The 18,735-nt window shown below is 67.7% G+C and carries 16 protein-coding genes and 2 pseudogenes; 6 read left to right on the top strand and 12 right to left on the bottom strand.

Translation table 11 applies throughout. The annotated features are described in order from the left end of the window. Nucleotides 1-24 precede the first annotated feature (24 nt). The 3 genes from FFS52_RS15155 to FFS52_RS15165 all read right to left on the bottom strand — a co-directional run bounded on the left by FFS52_RS15155 (nucleotide 25) and on the right by FFS52_RS15165 (nucleotide 2,789). On the bottom strand, nucleotides 25-1,014 hold the full coding sequence (locus FFS52_RS15155) for an alpha/beta hydrolase family protein (protein ID WP_165629367.1): 990 nt from the start codon (nucleotides 1,012-1,014) through the stop codon (nucleotides 25-27). Further along, nucleotides 1,011-1,421 (bottom strand): ester cyclase, encoded by a 411-nt coding sequence (locus FFS52_RS15160; protein ID WP_137810173.1) that lies wholly within the window; start codon nucleotides 1,419-1,421, stop codon nucleotides 1,011-1,013. The genes FFS52_RS15155 and FFS52_RS15160 overlap by 4 nt, the downstream gene beginning before the upstream one ends. Nucleotides 1,422-1,499: 78 nt before the next feature. Then, a complete protein-coding gene (locus FFS52_RS15165) occupies nucleotides 1,500-2,789 on the bottom strand; it encodes a nucleotide disphospho-sugar-binding domain-containing protein (protein ID WP_137810174.1) in 1,290 nt (429 codons plus the stop codon). A 189-nt stretch (nucleotides 2,790-2,978) separates the two neighbouring features. Here FFS52_RS15165 and FFS52_RS15170 point away from each other — a divergent pair, with 189 nt between their 5' ends. Next, nucleotides 2,979-3,602, top strand: coding sequence for a TetR/AcrR family transcriptional regulator (locus FFS52_RS15170; RefSeq protein ID WP_068972316.1), 624 nt, complete (start codon nucleotides 2,979-2,981; stop codon nucleotides 3,600-3,602). Here FFS52_RS15170 and FFS52_RS15175 read toward each other — a convergent pair whose 3' ends face one another. Continuing rightward, entirely contained in the window at nucleotides 3,603-4,772 is a 1,170-nt protein-coding gene (locus tag FFS52_RS15175; RefSeq protein WP_137810175.1) for a low temperature requirement protein A, read from the bottom strand. It lies immediately after the preceding gene. Nucleotides 4,773-4,958: 186 nt separating this feature from the next. Between FFS52_RS15175 and FFS52_RS15180 the strand changes: the two are divergent. From FFS52_RS15180 to FFS52_RS23920, 3 genes and pseudogenes are all read left to right on the top strand, one after another. Beyond that, nucleotides 4,959-6,350, top strand: a pseudogene (locus FFS52_RS15180) (acyl-CoA synthetase). Nucleotides 6,351-6,501: 151 nt separating this feature from the next. Beyond that, nucleotides 6,502-6,813 (top strand): hypothetical protein, encoded by a 312-nt coding sequence (locus FFS52_RS23915; RefSeq protein ID WP_247450652.1) that lies wholly within the window; start codon nucleotides 6,502-6,504, stop codon nucleotides 6,811-6,813. Next, a complete protein-coding gene (locus tag FFS52_RS23920; protein ID WP_247450654.1) occupies nucleotides 6,801-7,355 on the top strand; it encodes an endonuclease domain-containing protein in 555 nt (184 codons plus the stop codon). The genes FFS52_RS23915 and FFS52_RS23920 overlap by 13 nt, the downstream gene beginning before the upstream one ends. Nucleotides 7,356-7,435: 80 nt before the next feature. On the opposite strand, the gene FFS52_RS15190 is transcribed toward FFS52_RS23920, so the two are convergent. Beyond that, nucleotides 7,436-8,623: an alpha/beta fold hydrolase gene (locus FFS52_RS15190; RefSeq protein WP_137810176.1), complete on the bottom strand. Its 1,188-nt coding sequence runs from the start codon at nucleotides 8,621-8,623 to the stop codon at nucleotides 7,436-7,438. Next, a complete protein-coding gene (locus tag FFS52_RS15195; protein WP_137810177.1) occupies nucleotides 8,620-9,738 on the bottom strand; it encodes a homogentisate 1,2-dioxygenase in 1,119 nt (372 codons plus the stop codon). Before FFS52_RS15195 ends, FFS52_RS15190 begins: the two co-directional genes overlap by 4 nt. A 141-nt stretch (nucleotides 9,739-9,879) precedes the next feature. On the opposite strand from FFS52_RS15195, the gene FFS52_RS15200 reads away from it, so the two are divergent. Both FFS52_RS15200 and FFS52_RS15205 read left to right on the top strand, forming a co-directional pair. Continuing rightward, nucleotides 9,880-10,497 (top strand): TetR/AcrR family transcriptional regulator, encoded by a 618-nt coding sequence (locus FFS52_RS15200; protein WP_065629528.1) that lies wholly within the window; start codon nucleotides 9,880-9,882, stop codon nucleotides 10,495-10,497. Nucleotides 10,498-10,648: 151 nt separating this feature from the next. After that, a pseudogene (locus FFS52_RS15205) lies at nucleotides 10,649-11,218 on the top strand (GNAT family N-acetyltransferase); the annotation flags it as partial. Between the two features lie 20 nt (nucleotides 11,219-11,238). On the opposite strand, the gene FFS52_RS15210 reads toward FFS52_RS15205, so the two are convergent. From FFS52_RS15210 to dinB, 6 genes are all read right to left on the bottom strand, one after another. Then, nucleotides 11,239-11,967 carry a DUF429 domain-containing protein gene (locus FFS52_RS15210; RefSeq protein WP_171011648.1) on the bottom strand — a complete coding sequence of 243 codons (729 nt, stop codon included), beginning with the start codon at nucleotides 11,965-11,967 and terminating at the stop codon, nucleotides 11,239-11,241. Nucleotides 11,968-11,987: 20 nt separating this feature from the next. Next, entirely contained in the window at nucleotides 11,988-13,289 is a 1,302-nt protein-coding gene (locus FFS52_RS15215; RefSeq protein ID WP_068971355.1) for a TrpB-like pyridoxal phosphate-dependent enzyme, read from the bottom strand. 58 nt (nucleotides 13,290-13,347) lie between these two features. Continuing rightward, nucleotides 13,348-14,013, bottom strand: coding sequence for a response regulator (locus tag FFS52_RS15220; RefSeq protein ID WP_068971354.1), 666 nt, complete (start codon nucleotides 14,011-14,013; stop codon nucleotides 13,348-13,350). Next, entirely contained in the window at nucleotides 14,010-15,704 is a 1,695-nt protein-coding gene (locus FFS52_RS15225) for a sensor histidine kinase (RefSeq protein WP_068971353.1), read from the bottom strand. The genes FFS52_RS15220 and FFS52_RS15225 overlap by 4 nt, the downstream gene beginning before the upstream one ends. A gap of 105 nt (nucleotides 15,705-15,809) precedes the next feature. Then, nucleotides 15,810-17,321 carry an SLC13 family permease gene (locus tag FFS52_RS15230; protein ID WP_278250878.1) on the bottom strand — a complete coding sequence of 504 codons (1,512 nt, stop codon included), beginning with the start codon at nucleotides 17,319-17,321 and terminating at the stop codon, nucleotides 15,810-15,812. 85 nt (nucleotides 17,322-17,406) lie between these two features. Continuing rightward, nucleotides 17,407-18,615 carry a DNA polymerase IV gene (gene dinB, locus FFS52_RS15235; RefSeq protein WP_068971351.1) on the bottom strand — a complete coding sequence of 403 codons (1,209 nt, stop codon included), beginning with the start codon at nucleotides 18,613-18,615 and terminating at the stop codon, nucleotides 17,407-17,409. Nucleotides 18,616-18,735 lie beyond the last annotated feature (120 nt).

Here is an 18,735-nt window from a genome sequence, read left to right on the forward strand (position 1 = left end):
TGGCGCGAAGTCACTCGTGGGCTGTCAGAGACCGGGTGCGAGTGCGGCGAACATCACGGGCAGATCGTCGGCCCAGTAGGGCCATGCGTGCGTTCCGATCGCACGGAAATGGACGACCGGCTGCAGTCCCTCGGACCTCATCCGGCGAGCGAACTCGTTCGAGCACGCGTTGACCGAGTTCTCGAGCACCGCTCCCGTCGCGATCTTCTCCCCACGGTGCCGGCCCGGGTCGAGCCGGGTGCGTTGATCGAGGGGGCCGGGCGCGCCGGTCCCGGACGCGATGAAGACGCGCTTCCCGACGAGGGCCGGCAGGCGGCGACCCGGGTCGTGGTCGGCCCATCCCGGCGCGTTCCATGGACCCCACATGTTGGTGGGATCCCCACCGTCCCGGATGATCGCGGCTCGGATCTGCCCTTCGTGCACCGGGCCGGTCGTGAACGGGCAACCGCTGATGGAGCCGACGCCCGTGTACAGGCCCGGCCGGCGCGTCGCGAGTGTGAACGCGGCCTGTCCGCCCACGGACAGGCCCGCGATCGCGTTCCGCCCGTTGCCGTGGAACCGGCCGTCGATCAGCGACGGCAGTTCGACGGTCAGGAACGTCTCCCACTGCGGACGCCCGAACGTCGCGTCGTCGTGCTGCCAGTTCGTGTAGAACGCCCCCTGGCCGCCGGGCAGCACTGCATTGACGTCCTTGTCGCGGAAATACCTGTCCGCGCCGGCTTCCCGAATCCAGTCGCTGATCGCCGTCTTGTGGCCGCCCCCGTCGAGTAGATACAGCGTCCCGCGCGACCGGGAGTGCGCCGGGTGCAGCACGCTCACCGGCACGTCCCGGCCCATCGCGGCCGAACGGATCACCAGATCGTGCCGCTGCGGCCCGACCGCCACACTGCTGATCACCGACGCCGGCGCGGATACCGGTGCCGCCGAGACGATTCCCTGCGTACCCGAGACGATCGGTCCGGCGACGAGCGCGGCCGCGAAGACCCTGATCAACCGGCGCCGAGCACGACTCATCCGGGGAGCACACCCAGCTGCCCGAGGAAGTCGAGCTGATCGAAGTACAGGTGCTCGGACATCAGCTCCGAGCCGTCGATGCGGTAGGTCGCACTCCATCGGAACGAGACAGGCCGTCCGGTGGGTTCGACCGGACCCGACGGACTCTGCAACACACCGTCGTGGACACCGTCGAACGTGCCCTCCACCGAGGCGTTGTCGTCGTCGACGACATACGAACCGACGGTGAGGCGACCGTCGGAGAAGGCGCCCTGGAAGACGGACAGGAAACCCAGTACGCCCTCCCGTCCCGTGAACACCCCACCCGGCGAGACCAATTCCGCATCGGCGGACCATGGTTCGTTCTCCGGTGCGCGGTCGTTGAAGGCATCGATGTGCGCGTCGATGACTGCTCGTGCATCACTCATGTCGGGCTCTCTTTCTCGGTTGTCGTCGGCAGGTGCGCCGACATTCGGCTATCCGGATGACACCGACCGCGCGGCGGGTCAGGATGAGCGGGTCGATCGACGAACCGCCCGATCGACTTCGGTCACGATCGTCTGGGTCGAGTCGTAACCGGCGATCGCATGCGCCATCTGCCGACACCGAACGGCAACGCCGTCGTCGGCCAGGATGCGGCGTACCGTCGCGGCGAGGTCCGCAGGAGCGGGTCGCCGGGTCCCCAGATCTGCGCCGACCCCGAAGTACGCCACCCGAGCCGCGACTTCGGGCTTGTCCTCACCCCCTGGTGCGACGACGACGGGCACGCCGTGGCGCAGTGCCTGCAGCACTCCGCCGTAGCCGCCGTTGGTGATCAGCACCGATGTGCGCGGCAACAGGGCGTCGTAGTCGAGGAACCGCGCGACCCGCGTGTTGTCGTTCCGCGGCACGGGATCCGGGTCCGCACCGCCGGTTGTCACGACGACCTGGACGTCCATCTCGGCCAGCCCGGCGACGGCGGGTTCGATCAGTTGGGAGAAGTCGTCGTTGTCGAGCGTGCCCTGGGTGACGTGAACGATCGGGCGGTCGTCGTCGACCATCTCCGACCACCACGGCGGCGGGGGAACAGCACCGCCAGGGAACACCGGCCCCGCGAACACCGTGTTCGGCGCGAGATCTGATCTCGGATACTCGAATTCGGCCGGGCCCAACTGAACGAAACGGTCGAACGCCCTGGACAGGTCGAGGACGAAATGATCAAGCGAGCCCCCGGCCCGTCGGACCAGGTCACGCACCGAGGACTGCGTGGACGCGAACAACACCCGCCGTACTGCCATGTGAGCCAACCGGTTACGGAGCCGACCCAGTGGACCGGACATCGGCGGCAAGCCACTGTTGAAGGGGGCGACGTCGGGACTGGACTGAGCGAGCGGCATGGTGCCGACACCGATCACCGGAGGCCGCCGGCCCGGTGGTCGAGACAGCAGGGGGATGATCCCGGCGAAGGTGCCGTCGCACAGGATCACGTCGACGCCCCGGCGGCCGACGACCGACGCCACCGCCGTCGCCTGCTCCGGCAGCGGCGCGATGAACGTCCGCTCGACCTGATAGCGCGACAGCGCCAATCCGCGGTACCGATGCCGATCGGGGGTGAAGCTGTCGGGGTCACGTTCGTCCAGATCGGCGACTCCGGTCAGCGATCCGACGGTCAACCCGGCGTCGCCAACCCGCTCGGCGAAACGCGAGCCGGTCAGCATGATCACCTCGTGACCCCGATCCGCGAGCACACGTCCGACAGCGGTGAGCGGACCGACGTGTCCTGCCAGCGGGGTGGCGCACACCAGAATGGTCGACATCAATCCTCCATTTGGGTAGAGCTTGACTCTAACCAAATTAGACGTCGGATGAGCGCTCTCACGCGATCGGTCCCATCTTTGCACTTCAGCGGGCTAAGTGAATTCGGGGACCGTGATCGACCTTTGGGCGAAGCCCAGCAATGCCACTACTATCGTTGTCGTTGGAGTCCGACCCGACCGGAGGCCGGCGTGAGCAAACGCCCCTACACACCGCGTAAGCGCGCGATCAGCGCCGCGCAGACGCGGACACGCATCCTCGACGCCGCCCAGGCTCTATTCGTCCAGCAGGGATATTCGCGGACCACCGTGCAGCAGATCGCGCAGCAGGCCGGGGTGTCCGTCGGCACCGTGCATCAGGCGGGGTCGAAAGCGTCCCTCATGACGGCCGTCCTCGAACGCGCCTTCACCGGTGACGAGAAGTTCGTCTCGCTGCTCGAGCGACCCGAGTTCATCGCGATCATGAACGACACCGACACCGATCGCGCCATCGGGCGGTACGTCGACCACGTCGTCGCCGCGAACAGCCGGATCGCCGATCTATGGCATGCCGCGACGCTGGCGGCCGACACCGACCCGGCCATCGGCGAACAACTCGAGCGGTCTGAGCTCCGCCGGCTCGACGACGTGCACACCGGCTGCCACTGGTTCGTCCACCGGGGCCTGATCTCCGACACCCGGGTCGACGAATTCGCCGACATTCTGAGCTATCTCACCGGCCCGGCGACCCATCGCTACTTCACCGTCGAACGGAACTGGAGCACCGCGCGATTACGCAGTTGGCTGCTCACCGGCATCATGGCGGCGATGCGGTAGTCACGCGTACGGGTCACCGGTTGTGGTGAGTGGTGGTCGAAGGACCAGGACGACGACAATCGCGACGAGGAAGACGGCGGTCAAGGCGAACGGGACCGGGATGACCGGGTCGAGCAGGACCAGCACGGCACCGACCGGTACCACGGTGTTCACCACGCGATCAGCGTTGGCGCGCAGAGCAATCCACCAGATGCCCAGGATGAAGACGGCAATGGGGATCGTGACCGTGAACGACGCCTGGGTTTCCGTCAGCTCGCTGTGGTGGGTCAGGACGTCGATCTCGACCTCGATACCGGCCGAGAAGGCACCGGCAGCGGCGAAGACGAAGTAGTGGACGTATCCGTATCGAAGGGAGTCGGCGAGCGATCCGATGGCCCGGTGGTGCGGCGGCCAGAAGTAGATCCACCACAGCGCGGCGGTCGCGATGAACGTGAGGATCGCGATCGAGATCAGCGGGGCGAGCTCCTGTTCGTTGTGCAGGGCCTCGATGATGGCGTTCGACGACGCCAACAGGCTCTCGCCGAGCAGGATCAGCGTGAACAGTCCGTACCGTTCGGTGATGTGATGCGGATGCCACGGAGTGTTTCCCTGCTTCTCGGCGACCACCGGCACCGCGAGCTCGGCACCGACGAGCATCACGAACCCGATGGTTGCGGCTGCTCCCGACGGTACGAACAGCCATAGCAGCCACAAGATCTGGACGACGGCGATCCCGGCGGCATAGAGCCGGGTCGTCCGGCGGCGGTCTCCGGCAGAGCCGGAAGCGCGCAACCACTGCGCGACCATCGCGACGCGCATGACCACGTAGCCGAACACGACCAGGGTGAACTCGTGGTCGACGAAGGCGGGCTCGATCCCGGCGGCCAGCACCAGCACACCCGCCATCTGGACGAAGGTGAGCACCCGGTAGAGCCAGTCGTCGGTGCCGAACGATGTCGCGAACCAGGTGAAGTTCATCCACGCCCACCAGATGGCGAAGAAGATGAAGGCGTACGACACGACCCCGTCGACGATGTGGTTCTCGGTGAGTGCGTGATGGAGCTGGACGGCTGCGATGCTGACCGCGACCACGAAGACCAGATCGAAGAAGAGCTCGAGCGTGCTGGCCGTCCGGCCCGGTTCGGCCGGGTCTCGTAGGCGCATGGTGCTCAGGTGAAAGCGCTCAGACATCGTTGCCCCCGATCGGTCGCTGCGTGTGCACGAGATCATGCCATCGGCGCCGAGGGCATGCGCTCAGGAGTGCGGGTCGGGGTGTCCCACCGCCGACGGCGGTCGGCGTGAGGGGCGCACGCCGTGTGACCTCGGCGATCTGCGCAGGTGACGGGCGGGATGGACCCGTCGTGGCACAGTGAACACGTGCTGCTGCCCACCCTGACCCCCACCGCACCGGACGACCCCGCCGTGATCCGTGTCGGCGACGACAAGCTGTCGCGCGAGGACCTCGTCGGGGCCGCGACGGCGGTCGCCGAACGGATCGCCGGTGCCCGAACCGTCGCGGTACTGGCCACGCCGACGGTGGAGACGGTGCTGGCGGTGGTGGGCGCGCTGATCGCCGGGGTGCCGGTCGTCCCCGTTCCGCCCGACTCCGGGCCGCGCGAGTTCGAGCACATCCTCGCGGACTCGGGGGCACAGGCGTGGCTCGGACAGGCCCCCACCGCGCCGACCCTGCCCGTCATCCCGGTCCGCCGCTACGCGAAATCGTGGCACCGTCACCCGGAACCGCACGCCGATTCGACCGCACTGATCCTCTATACCTCCGGCACGACCGGCCTCCCCAAAGGTGTTCCGATCACCAGGCAGAGCATCGCCGAGGGCCTCGACGCACTCGCCGATGCGTGGCTGTGGACCGCCGACGACACTCTGGCGCATGGCCTTCCGCTGTTCCACGTCCACGGGTTGATCCTGGGGGTCCTGGGTCCCCTGCGACGGGGCGGGCGACTGATCCACACCGTCACCCCGACCGCGGACACCTAAGCCGGTGCCGCCGGATCCGGCGCGACCATGTTCTTCGGCGTGCCGACGGTGTGGAGCCGCGTCGCCGCCGATCCGACTGCGGCACAGACGCTGTCGTCGGCGCGCGTCCTGGTGTCGGGCAGCGCCCCGCTTCCCGTGCCGGTCTTCGAGCGGATCCACGAGCTCACCGGCCACGAGATCGTCGAGCGTTACGGCATGACCGAGACACTGATCACCGTCAGCACGCGCGTCGACGGACAGCGCCGGCCCGGATGGGTGGGTCTCCCGCTCGCCCACGTGGAGACCAGGCTGGTGGAGAACGGTGAGCCGCTGCCCCACGACGGCGAGAGCGTGGGCGATCTCCACGTCCGCGGCCCGATGATGGCGTCCGGGTATCTGAATCGTCCGGATGCGACTGCCGAATCCTGGCTTTCCGACGGCTTTTTCGCGACCGGTGACGTCGCGGTCATCGACGGGGACGGGATGCACCGCATCGTCGGCCGACGAGCGACCGACCTCATCAAGTCCGGCGGGTTCCGCATCGGGGCCGGCGAGATCGAGACCGTCCTGCTCGCCCACCCGGCGGTCCGCGAGGTGGCGGTGATCGGCGTCCCCGACGACTACCTGGGCCAACGCATCGTCGTCTACGTCGTCGGCGACCAGGTCGCCGACACCGAGCTCATCGAGTTCGTCGCCGGCGAGCTGTCGAATCACAAGCGGCCGCGCGAGATCCGGTTCGTCGAGTCCCTCCCGCGCAATGCGATGGGCAAGGTGCAGAAGAAGCTGCTGGAATGACCGTCGTCTGAAAACCGCCCGGTGGAGCGGACCCGACGACGGTCTGTCGGCTGTCCGTTTTCCACGGGCGGTTTTCAGATGGCTGACGTAGTTATCCACAGACGTCTCGGACGCCGGGTTCTGCCCGCCGCCACGACCGACACTGTCCCGCATGACCTTCGACGAGCTCACCGAGGGGTTCGGCGGCGTCGTCGCCACCCATCAACTCCTGGCCGCCGGCGAGACCGCCGCATCGATCCGGGATGCGTGCCGTTCCGGCACGCTCTCGTCGATACGCCATGGGTGGTATCGGACCGAGTCCGCCGATCCAGAAGTGGTCGGGGCCGTCGCCGATCACGGCGTCGTCTCCTGTGCGACCGCGCTACGACGCCACGGACTCTGGATACCTGAACATCCCGAACAAGTGCATTCGCGGGTGACGCGCCACGAGCGTCGCCGATCCCACGACAGGTGCCGACGGTAGGCCGGCCGACCCCGGCCGACGGCGCCGTCGACGATGTCGCGACAGCATTGCAGTACGCCGCCCGGTGCTTCGACGTCGAGGGATTCGTCATCCTGTGCGACTCCGCACTCAACACCGGCAAGATCACGCCCGCACGACTCCGCACCGAGTTCGATGACGCGCCGATGTTCATCAAGCGCGCCATCGAGAAGACTCACCGACTCGCCGCGTCGGGAACCGAGACAGCAGCCCGCCTGCGTCTCAGAAGCGCCGGCTTGCGAGTCACGGTCCAGCACCACGTACCCAGTGTCGGATGGGTCGATCTGCTCGTCGGAGAACGGCTCGCGCTCGAGCTGGACAGCGTCGAACACCACTCCGGAATCGAGAAGTACGAGGAGGATCGCACTCGAGACCGAAAGCTGATCTCACGCGGTTACTTTCCGTTGCGGGTCACCTATGCACAGGTGTTCGGCGACTGGGCCGACACCTATGCGGACATCGCCGAGATCATCGCTCGGGGGTACCACCGCACCCGGTCGCCTGCCTGGAGAAAGCCAAGCTGATAACCGCCCATCAGAAACGGACACCGGGCGCTACGTCCCCGAGCACTTTCCACCGGGCGGTTTTCAGCGAACCCAGGCCGTCAGTTGGCCCACGACCGCTCGGCCAGCCACTCGGTGATGGTCCCGACCGCCTCTTTCAGGTGTGGGATCTGGTCTCGGCCCGAGTAGTAGTGCGTCGCACCGACAATGGTGTGCAGGGTCTTGTCGGGATGACCGACCGCGTCGAAGAGGCGGTGCGTATGACTGGGCGTGCACGCGTTGTCGGCGGAGTTGCCGATGACCAGTGTCGGGACCGCGAGATCGGCCGCACACCGGGGACCGTCGCCGTTGGCGTCGTCGAAGCTCCACTGCGACAGCCAACTTCGCAGCGTGGTGAACCGGGCGAGTCCGACCGGGCCCATGTTGACGATCCGCGGATCACCCAGATAGCAACCGAGCTTGCGATCGCTCGGGTCGACGGTCAGGTCGAGCCAGCGCGGATCGGCCATCGTTCCGTGCACGATGAAACCGCGCTCCATCAGCGGTTCGCCCCGCCCGCGCAGATCGACGAGTCGCTCTTTCACCCAGGCGGTGATCCGCCGGTTGCGGTCGATCTGCGCCGCGCGGTAACGGTCGAGGAACTCCGCCGAGTACGGCGGCTGGTTCGGGTTCGAGGGATTGTAGAGGTCCAGCTCCGGATCGCGGTTGTCGGGATCCGACTCGTCGAGGATCGACGGGTCCATCCACTCGGTCAGGGTCCCGTGCCGCGAGACGTGCGCCGCGAGCAGCATCATGCCGTCGGCGGCGGGGAGGTCGAGGGCGGTCAGGTCCGGCGGTTCCCCGGCAGGTGTGGCGGCGACCGTCGCGTGCTGTGCCTGCTGCTGGTAGTACAGCGACAGTGCGCCGCCGCCGCTCCACCCGGCCAGGATGACCTTCTCGTAACCGAGGCGTTCGCGCGCATCCTTCACGCACGCACCGAGATCCTGCACCACCTTCTCCATGATCAACGCACTGTCGACGCCGCGATACCGGCTGTTGCAGTAGATGACATGGTGGCCGGCGCGGGCGAGCGCATTGGTCATCGGCAAGTAGGCGCCGCCCCCGATCGGGTGCATGAAGACGATGACGTTCTTCGACGGCACGCCACAGGGGCGGAGCAGGTAGCTCTCGAGCACCACACTCTCGGTCACCCCGCCGTAGGTGTCCTGGTACGCCGAGAGATCATCGAAGACAACGAGATAGGGAATGCGGTCGTAGTCGTGACGAGGCACGTCCCCCCGGTCGCTCATACTCGTGACCCGGCGCCGGCCTGTGCGGAGTCCGCGACCCCGGATTCGAAAAGTGCGGGTGCGGCGATCAACCGTCGACGGGTGTCGATCGAGATCACCTGCCATTCCACGCGGTCGAACTCGTCGAACTTGCGCCGGGAACGCTCTCGCGCCCGCTCCGGGATGCCGTGATGCATCCCCTGGGGTGCGTGGGAGATCAGGCCCGGCGGCATGCCGACTCCGAACATGCTGCCGCCGTGGAAGAACGCGATCTCGTCGAAGTCGGTGTTCCGGTGGTACCACGGCAGCCGTTCGGCACCTCTGCGCGCCTCGGCGGGGCGCGGCAGGAAGTTCATCACGTACACCCCGGTCGCCTGCATGAACAGATGCACCGTGGGCGGCAGATGCACCGTCTCGGAGGTGATGACGTCGTAATCCTCGATGTTGAACGTGAACGGGAAATTGTCTCCACGCCAGCCCTCTACGTCGAGCGGGTGGAACGGGTAGAACAGCGATGTCTGCCCCTCTCGCTGCCGGAACCGCACCTCGTACTCGTCTCGGCCGTCACCGTCGAACGCCTCCGCCTCGGGAACGACGACGAGCGAGGAGTCGAAGGGGAAGAACCTGCCCAGTACGCCCGGTTCGGGCACCCGGAACTCGTCGACCGCCTCGATGACGAGCAGCAACGACGCACCGTCGGGCACCTGACGATAGGTGCACCCCTTGGGGAGATATACGTAATCGCCGGGCCGGTAGGGCAATCGACCGAACTCGGTCTCGAAATACCCGGTGCCCTCGTGGACGAAGACGAGTTCGTCGCCGTCGACCGGGCGAAACCAGAACGGAGCGGCCTCTTTCCGACGACTCAAAGAAATCCGGCAGTCCTCGTTATGGAACATCAGCAGCGGCTCACCCGCGGGGTCGTTCTGGTCGGTGGGCGCGAGGTCGGTGACGATTCGATCGACGCCGGTGTGGGTGCCCACCGCCCGGAACTGCGTCGGGTCGTTGCGTCGATACAGATGTGCCGTGCGGCCGGTGAAACCGTATCGTCCGAGCTCATCGTCTTTCAGATCGGCGACATCTCGGTGCACCTGCCGAGGCGTGCGCCCCTTGCGGTGCTGGACGAACGATTCCATGCCGAACTCCTGTCTCTGCGTTTTTCTGATGCTAGATTCAGGTTCAGAAGATGACAAGGGTCACACTTTCCGTCGATCCGAGTGCGGTCATCGACCGTCCCCATGGTTCGATGGAGAATCGGTCCGCGGAAGGAGCTCACGGTGCCGCCGACGAACAAAGGTCGCCAGACCGAGGCCGCGTTTCTCGACGCCGCGCGCCGGACGTTCGCCGAAAAGGGCTACCTGAACACCAAGATCTCGGACATCTCCGCCGCTGCCGGCCGGTCGACCGGTTCGTTCTATAACTACTACGACAGCAAGGACCGACTGCTCGAAGCCCTGCTGGATCAATTCTCGGACGAAGTGGTGGAGCAGTCGCTCGCGACCCGGCACACCGAGCCGGAGGCGAGCGTCCGCGCGGCCGTGACCGCGTACTGGACGACATACAAGAAGTACCTGCCCGAGATCATCGGCCTGTTCCAGATGTCGATGACCGACGACGATTTCCGCAACCGCTGGCTGGCCAACCGGGTGTCCGGTGTGAAGCAGGTGTTGTCCGGTCTGCACGGTGCCGAGCGCGCGGGTTACTCCATCGGCTTGCCGCTCGAACCGCTGGCGTCCGCACTGGTCGCGACCCTCGAATCCACGTGCTGGACCTGGCTTGCGGTCCGCGGCGACGCCGCCGGGCCCGTCCCCGACGACGACACGGCCATCGAGATCCTCACCGCGATCTGGTACCGGACCGTCTTCGGGGCCGGACCGGCACAGTCGGCTCCTTGACCCTTCGTGGCTCGTCGCTGGCGCTCCTCGCACCTCAGGGAGCAATGGTTATGTCGTTCTTTCGGATGAGGGAGCAGGGGCGTGAGCGACAGCCACAGGGCTGACACCGGCCCGCTTGCCGTCCCGGACCGTGCCGACGACCATGGGACCCATGCCCATCGAGGTCCGGCCCGCGACGATCTTCGACGACATCGCCACGATGGTCGGTCCGAAGAAGCCGACGTCGAACGTGTGCTGGTGTCTGAGCTACCGCATTCCGAGCAAGCAGAACCAGGAGCTGGTCCGCGAGCAGCGCGGAGAGTTCGTGAAAGAGTTGTGCGACAGTGGCATTCCGCTGGGTGTGCTCGCCTACGACGACGCGGGCGAGGTCGTCGGCTGGGCGGCTGTCTCACCGCGCGCGGACACGAGCTTCGCCCGGAACCGGAGGATCCCGCACGTGGACGACCTACCGGTGTGGTCGGTGTGGTGCATCCGTGTCCGCCCCGGTCACCGCAAGCAGGGGATTTCGCACGCACTCCTGGCCGGGGCCGTCGACTGCGCACGGTCGAACGGTGCCCCCGCGATCGAGGGCTACCCCGTCGACAATCAGGGCGCCAAGGTCGACCTGACGATGGCCTATGTCGGGACCCGCGCTCTGTTCGAGAAGGCCGGTTTCACCAAGGCGGCCGACACCTCGTCGGTCCTCGCCGGGTTCCCGCGCGTGCTCATGCGGTTGTCGCTGGACTTGACCGAGGCCCCAACTCAGATCAGCTCCGCCAGTTCGGCGCTGGGTACGTGGATCCACCCCTCCCGCGCGGCGAACGGCCGGTCGGTGGCATCGGGCAGGATGGTCCGGCCGAGCTCGGCGGCGCGCGCGATCAGCGCGGTGATCACGGCGTCGAACGCGTCGTCGTCACGGGCCATGGTCTCGGCATGAACGCTGAGATCCAACCATGGCGCAGCTTCTTCGAGAGCGACGACGAGCCCGGCGAGCACCGAAACATTGGCGGCCCGTTTGTATCCGCGCGAGGTCAGTCCCCAGCGCTTGAGTGCCCCCGCGGGATACGCCTCGACCGCCCACCCGTCGACGCGGTCGTCGACGCCCAGGTCCGCAAGCAAGCCGGCGCATCGGAACGCGACGTGCGCGATCTGGTCCGCCGACACGCTGAGCGGACGACCGACACCGGCATCGACGATCCGCAGATCGGTGCGACGCAACGCAAGTGGTCGTCGACGGGCGATGTCGTCGAGCTCCCGCCCCTTCGACAATTCGTTGCGATGATGCGCGACGACGAAGTCGACGAACTCGTCGGGCCAGCCGAAGGGGGAGTCGATCCCGATGCGGGTCGATCCCTCGACGAGGCGTCGGATGGCGGTGTCGTCCGCGCCCACGACGAGGTCGGTGAGCACGGCCCTCTCCGCATCCCAATCGACGCATGCGACAGCTGTTTTCGCCGGCGATGCGGACAGGTCGACGCCGACCGTCCGCATCACCGGGATCACTGATCGACTCAGAAGTTGCCCTCGAGGAACTCGGCGTACGCGGGCAGATCTAGTTGCCCGTGGCCCGACAGCCCGATCACGACGACCTCGTCCTTGTCGCTGTCGGCGACGTGCGCGGCGCAGGCCGCGATCGCGTGCGTCGACTCGGGAGCCGGGACGATGCCCTGGGTCCGGGCGAACTGCACGCCCGCGGAGAACGCGTCGTGCTGGGAGATGGCAACGCCCTGCACCAGACCGAGCTCCACCGTGTGGCTCAGCGCGGGCGCCATGCCGTGGTAGCGCAGACCACCGGCATGGATCGGGTCGGGCACGAAATCCATACCGAGCGTGTGCATCTTGAGCAACGGGGTGAGTCCGGCGACGTCACCGTGGTCGTACCGATACTCCCCCTGCGTGATCGACGGGCACGCGGCGGGCTCGGCGGCGATGACGCGCGGATCCGAGCGGCCGTGCAGCTTCTCCCGCAGGAACGGGAACGACAACCCCGCGAGGTTCGAACCGCCTCCGGCACAACCGAACACGACGTCGGCACCACCCGGCTCCACCGCGTTGAGCTGGTCGACGGCCTCCTGCCCGATGACACTCTGGTGCAGCACCACGTGATTGAGCACGCTGCCCAGCGCGTAACGGGTGTCGGGGTTCGAGGCGGCGACCTCGACGGCCTCGCTGACGGCCATCCCCAGGCTGCCCGTGGTGTTCGGGTCCTTGGCGAGCATCGCGCGACCCGACTCGGTCAGCTCGGACGGACTGGGGTGGATGGTCCCGCCGTAGGTGCGGATGAGGAACCCCCGGTAGGGTTTCGAGCTGTACGACGCACGGACCTGCCACACTTCGACGTCGATGCCGAACTGCGCACCCGCGAACGCCAGTGCGCTCCCCCACTGACCGGCTCCGGTCTCCGTCGTCAGTTTGGTGACACCGTCGAGGCTGTTGTAGTACGCCTGCGCGACAGCCGAATTCGTCTTGTGGCTGCCGACCGGACTGACGCCCTCGTACTTCACGTAGATCCGCGCCCTGGTGTTGAGCGCCTCCTCGAAACGACGCGCGCGGATCAGCGGCGACGGCCGCCACATCCGGTAGATCTCGCGCACCGGTTCGGGGATCTCGATGTAGGGCTCGGTGGACACCTCTTGCGCGATGAGGCCGCTCGGGAACAACGCGGCGAGATCGCTCGGACCGACCGGTTCCTTGGTGCCCGGATGCAGGTGCGGCGGGATCGGCGTGTCGAGTTCGGCCGCGAGGTTGTACCAATGGGTCGGGACATCCACTGTGATCAGATCCGGATTACCGGTCTCGACATGCATCGTCATGGATCACCACTCTAATCCTCGGGCCGGTCCCCGCGTCCCGCGCCGACCGATCCCGTTGTCACGCCCGGGGCAGCCGGTACTCCTGCCGGGGCCGGCCGGTGGTGCCGTACTGGAGCGACATCGTCAACCGCCCGGCCGCCACGAGGTTCGCGAGGTGCCGCCGCGCGGTCGGTGCCGCGATGCCGATCTCCCGCGACACATCGTCGGCGAACAGCGGAGCGCCCTCGGCGAACAACGCCAGGATGCGCTGTTCGGTCGGCGAGCCACCCTCGGCCCGGTCCGCGGCGCGGGTGCCGAACCGCAGTGCCGACAGCGCTGCGTCGACGGCGTGCTGGTCGACGTTCTCGCCCGCCAGCATCCGCCGGTACTGGGCATAGCCGGCCAACCGACGGGCGAGGTCGGCGTCGTCGAAGGGTTTGATCAGGTAGGCGAGCGCACCGGCACGCATCGCGCTTCGTACCGCCGAGGCGTCGGTCTCGGCGCCGACGATGAAGCAGTCGCAGTCGAGTTCGGCGACCAGTTCGATGCCCGAGCCGTCCGGCAGGTAGACGTCGAGGAGTGCGAGATCGATGTCGGGATGTTCGGCGATCGCTTGACGTGCCGCACCGATGCTGCCCGCCCGGGCTCGCACCGAGAAGCCCCGGACGGCGTCGACGATCGCCGAGTGCAGAGCCGCGACCCGGAAGTCGTCGTCGACGATCAGGACGCCGAGGTCGTCGGTCATGGGGTCACTCCCGGTTCTTCGGTCTGGCTGTACGAGTCGTCTTCGGCCTCGTCCGTCGGCGCGAGCACGCCGGGCAGGCGGGCGACGAACACGGCCCCGCCCGGTTCGTCATCATCCGCGGAGCCGCGACCCCCCGCATCGGCGACCCACACGTCGCCGCCGACCCGGCGCGCGATCTGCCGGGCCAGGGCGAGTCCCATACCGCGGCCGCCGGGTACGTGCGCGCCCGATTTGGTCGTGACGCCCTCGGCGAAGACGTCGTCGGGGTCCTCGAAGGCGATGCCGGGTCCGGAGTCCCCGACGGTGACCAGGACCGTGTCGCCGTCGGCGATGACCTCGACCTCGACCTCACCGGGCTGTCCACCGTCCGGTCCGGACGCGGCGGCATCGATCCCGTTGTCGACGAGGTTGCCGAGCACGGTGGTGACGACGACGGGTTCGGTGAGCACGCCCTGAATCCAGGTCTGGTCGCCCAGTCGCAGGACCACCCGGCGCTCGCGCGCCTGAGCCGCCTTCGCGTCGAGAAACGCGTGGAGGTGTGGTTCGCGCACATTGTCGAGTCCGGCGAGAAGCGCCCCTCCCGGTCCGGTTCCGGTGACCTCGTCCAGGTAGGCGAGCGCCTCGTCGGCGTGCCCGTGCCGGAGCAGGCCGGCGAGTACGTGCATCCGGTTGGCGGTTTCGTGGCGCTGTGCGCGTAGGGCGGTGCTCATCGACTTGATCGAATCCACCTCGCGGCTGAGTGCTTCGACGTCGGTGCGATCGATCACCGACAGGACCATGCCGAGGTCGCGACCGTCGGCCCGCACCCGATGGGAACTCACCAGCACCACCCGTTCGCCGACACCGGCGGCGAGGGGTTCGTCGGTGGGCGTGGCCAGGACGGTCGCCACCCGCGGGGTCAGGCCGAGGTCGTCGGCGGGGGTGCCGACCGGGGCGTCGATGTCGAGCAGCGCACGCGCCCTGTCGTTGACGACGCGCACGATGCCGTCGGCGTCGACGGCGAGCACGCCGTCGGCCATCGAGTGCAGCACCGCCCCCTGTTCCCGGACGAGCTCGGCCAGTTCGTCGGGCTCCAAACCCAGGGTGAGCCGGCGCCACCGACGGGCCAGCAGCACCGAACCCACCGCGCCGATACCCAGTGCCGCAAGCGCGAGGAGCGCGATCGCGACGATGTCGGTGCGGGTCTCGGAGCCCAGGCGTTCGGTGGAGACACCGACGCTCACGAACCCGACGACCACGCCGTCGGTGTTCAGGACCGGGACCTTCGCGCGGACCGACTCGCCGAGGGTGCCCCGGTCGGTGTTCACCTCGTTCGATCCGGACAGCACCTTCGACGGGTCCGTGGAGACCGTCCTGGCCAGCTCCGTCACCTCGGGATGTGCCAGACGGATGCCGCGGTCGTTGCCGATGACGACGAACAGGGCTCCGGTCCGGGCTCGTACTGCCGCCGCCTGACGTTGCAGCGGGCCGTCGACCAGGTCCGCCGCGTCCACCCGGTCACCGGGATGGGCGGCGACCTCGCTGCGGACCTCGGCGTCGGCGGCGACCGACTGCGCGATGGCGAGCGCGCGCTGTGCGTACTCGTCGCGCACCCGGTCGTCGGCTCCGGCGATGACCAGACCGAACCCGACCGCGAGGCTGACCGCTATCACCGCCAGCTGCAGGAGCAGCACCTGCGTCCGCAAACGCATGGTGTCAGCCTAATGCTCGCTGTGGGGCAGGCACGCCGACGCGGCGATCCGTGGGGAACGGATCGCCGCGTGGAGTGTGGATCGGCATGCACCGGTTGGGCCGTATCAGAACGGGATGGCCCCGACCAGGACCCCGACGGCGAGCATCACCAGCGAGACGACCGTGGCGCGCCACAGGACCTTCTTGTGGTGGTCGGCCAGGCTGACCCCGGCCAGTGCGACCAGCAGCAGGATCGCCGGGACCAGCGGGCTCTGCATGTGCACGGTCTGGCCGGTGATCGATGCCCGCGCCATCTCGGTGGGGTCGATGCCGTAGCGGGTCGCGGTCTCGGACAGGACCGGCAGCACCCCGTAGTAGAAGGCGTCGTTGCTCATCAGGAAGGTGAGCGGGATCGAGAGCACGCCGATCACGATGGCCATGTGGGGGCCCATCCAGTCGGGGATGCCATCGGCCAGCCAGTGCGCGATGGCGTCGACCATCCCGGTGCCGTTGAACACGCCGGTGAGGACGGCGGCGGCGAGGACCATGGCGACCACCGACACGATGCTCGAGCTGTGCCGGGTGATGGCCTCCTGCTGCTGCTTGATGTGCGGGAAGTTGATGGCCAGGGCGATGCCGGCGAAGATCATGAACAGCACCGGGATGGCGACGATGTCGGCACCGAGGATGGCCAGCAGGGCCACGGTGAGTCCGGCGTTCACCCAGAAGAGCTTGGGCCGCAGGGTTTCCCGATTGGGGTCGAGGACGCCCGAGAAAGATGCGTCGCGGTCGTCGTCGGCGGCGCCCGCCACGGGGCGGCTGAGATCGTGATCGCCGGTGGGAGCGTCGTCGTAGGCGCCCGAGCCTGTTCCCGTCGAACCCGAACCGCGCGCCCGACGACCCTTGGGCGGCAACCCGGTTCCGCCGCCGGCGCCGACCAGTACCTCTTCCTTCGGGGCGAGGATCGAATCCCGGATCTCCAGCTTGCCGATGCGCCGGCGTTCGAGCACACCGAGGTGATAGGCGAAGAGCAGTACGACGATCAGCGCCGCCACCAGTGCGGGGACCATCGGGACGAAGACGTCGTTGGTGTCGATGTTCAGCGCACTTGCGGCGCGGGCGGTGGGGCCACCCCACGGCAAAATGTTCATCGTGCCGTTGGTGAGTCCGGCGACGACCGTGAGGACGACCGGGCTGACGCCGAGCTTCAGGTACAGCGGCAGCAGTGCGGCCGTCGTGATGATGAAGGTCGTCGAACCGTCGCCGTCGAGGGAGACGACACCGGCGAGCACCGCGGTTCCGACCACCAGGCGGGCCGGGTCGTCGTGCACCGCGCGGACGACCGCCCGGACCACCGGGTCGAAGAGTCCGACGTCGATCATGATGCCGAAGAAGATGATCGCGAAGAACAGCATCGCCGCGGTGGGGGCGAGGTCTTTGATGCCGTCGGTGATCATGTCGCTGATGCCGAGGCCGGCACCGGCGAAGAGGCCGAAGGCGACGGGGACGAGGATCAGCGCGACCACGGGCGTCGCCCGCTTGGTGATGATCAGCACCATGAAGGTGGCGACCATCCCGAGGCCGAGGGCTACCAACATTGTCTTACTCGATTCTGCAGCGGATGTGAGGGCGACCACATCGGGTGGTCACATCAGAAGTGTTGGGGGTCACCGGCATCACAGTCACGCTTGGGCGCATAAGTAGCGTTTCGCGCTTTTCGCGCTAGTCGGGCAGCATCGGTGCGTCGTCGCCGTGGTTGCGTCCGATGAGGACCGCGCGGGTGACCGAGTCGCGGCCGAACCGGTCCCGCAGCAGATCCATCGTCGCGTCGAGTTCGTGGGCATGGTCGGTGTCGAAGGGAAGCGTCAGCTGGATGCTGTCGTGGTCGTCGAGGTTGGTCAGCGACAACCCGACCAGGGTGCATCCCCGTTCGCGGATGATCGGCATCGCGTCGGCGAGGAGGCCGCGCGCCGACGTCATGATGAGGTCGGTGCGGTCGGTGGACTCCAGCAGCGTGCGGGACCGGGTGGCGCGGGTGAAGTCGTCGAAGCGCAACCGCAGAACGATTGTCCGACAGACCCGTTCGGCCGTTCGGAGCCGTTTGCCCAATCGTTCGACGATCGCGGTGATGGTCGCCTCGAGGTCGGCCTCGGACTTCGGACGTCGGCCGAGCGCGCGTTGTGAACCGATTGAGCTGCGTCGTTTGCCGGTCTCCACCCGACGCGGGTCCTGGGCGAGTGACAGCGCGAAGAGGTGCCGTCCGGCACCCGACCCGACGATGCCGCGCAACGACCGCTCCCCGAGGGCCGCCAGCTGGCCGACGGTCTCGATTCCTGCGTCGTGCAGCTTGGCCTCGGTGACCGGACCGACCCCCCAGAGTCGACGGACCGGGAGCGGATGCAGGAAGTCGAGTTCGGTTCCCGGCTCGACGATGAGCAGGCCGTCCGGCTTGCCGACGGCGCTGGCGACCTTGGCGAGGAACTTGCTGCGTGCTCCGCCGACCGTGATGGGGAGACCGACCTCCTCGCGGACGCGGCGTCGGATCGTCGATGCGACGTCGTGCGGCGTACCGCTGATCCGGCCGAGCCCCCCGACGTCGAGGAAGGCCTCGTCGACCGAGATCCCCTCGACCACGGGAGTGGTGTCGTGGAAGATGTCGAAGACCTCCCGACTCGCCTCCATGTAGGCCTCGAACCGCGGCCGGACGACGATCGCGTCGGGACAGAGTGCCCGCGCCTCGTGGCCCGGCATCGGCGATCGCACCCCGCGGGCCTTGGCCTCATAGCTCGCCGCGAGGACGACGCCGCCGCCGACGAGAACCGGACGGCCGCGAAGCGAGGGGTCGTCCCGCTGCTCGACCGAGGCGTAGAACGAGTCGAGATCGGCATGCAGGATCGACGGATCCCGCCGTTCCCGCCGCTCGATGCGCATAGAACACATGTGGATCTCCTGATCTGAAAGTGGGCGGTTTTCGGTCAGTTTCGATGTGGGAGTTCTGGGCATGCGCCGCCCCTGGTGAGGTTCGCCATCGCGATCAAAGCGTCGGGAGTG

Source organism: Gordonia sp. ALPHA1B1, from assembly GCF_005502615.1.
Lineage (GTDB): Bacteria > Actinomycetota > Actinomycetes > Mycobacteriales > Mycobacteriaceae > Gordonia > Gordonia hongkongensis.

Bases quoted from the DNA above. Each gene is read 5' to 3' on its own strand.
- FFS52_RS15155 (WP_165629367.1), bottom strand. From the start codon at position 1,014: ATGAGTCGTGCTCGGCGCCGGTTGATCAGGGTCTTCGCGGCCGCGCTC.
- FFS52_RS15160 (WP_137810173.1), bottom strand. From the start codon at position 1,421: ATGAGTGATGCACGAGCAGTCATCGACGCGCACATCGATGCCTTCAAC.
- FFS52_RS15165 (WP_137810174.1), bottom strand. From the start codon at position 2,789: ATGTCGACCATTCTGGTGTGCGCCACCCCGCTGGCAGGACACGTCGGT.
- FFS52_RS15175 (WP_137810175.1), bottom strand. From the start codon at position 4,772: ATGTCTGAGCGCTTTCACCTGAGCACCATGCGCCTACGAGACCCGGCC.
- FFS52_RS23915 (WP_247450652.1), top strand. From the start codon at position 6,502: ATGACCTTCGACGAGCTCACCGAGGGGTTCGGCGGCGTCGTCGCCACC.
- FFS52_RS15190 (WP_137810176.1), bottom strand. From the start codon at position 8,623: ATGAGCGACCGGGGGGACGTGCCTCGTCACGACTACGACCGCATTCCC.
- FFS52_RS15195 (WP_137810177.1), bottom strand. From the start codon at position 9,738: ATGGAATCGTTCGTCCAGCACCGCAAGGGGCGCACGCCTCGGCAGGTG.
- FFS52_RS15210 (WP_171011648.1), bottom strand. From the start codon at position 11,967: ATGCGGACGGTCGGCGTCGACCTGTCCGCATCGCCGGCGAAAACAGCT.
- FFS52_RS15215 (WP_068971355.1), bottom strand. From the start codon at position 13,289: ATGACGATGCATGTCGAGACCGGTAATCCGGATCTGATCACAGTGGAT.
- FFS52_RS15220 (WP_068971354.1), bottom strand. From the start codon at position 14,013: ATGACCGACGACCTCGGCGTCCTGATCGTCGACGACGACTTCCGGGTC.
- FFS52_RS15225 (WP_068971353.1), bottom strand. From the start codon at position 15,704: ATGCGTTTGCGGACGCAGGTGCTGCTCCTGCAGCTGGCGGTGATAGCG.
- dinB (WP_068971351.1), bottom strand. From the start codon at position 18,615: ATGCGCATCGAGCGGCGGGAACGGCGGGATCCGTCGATCCTGCATGCC.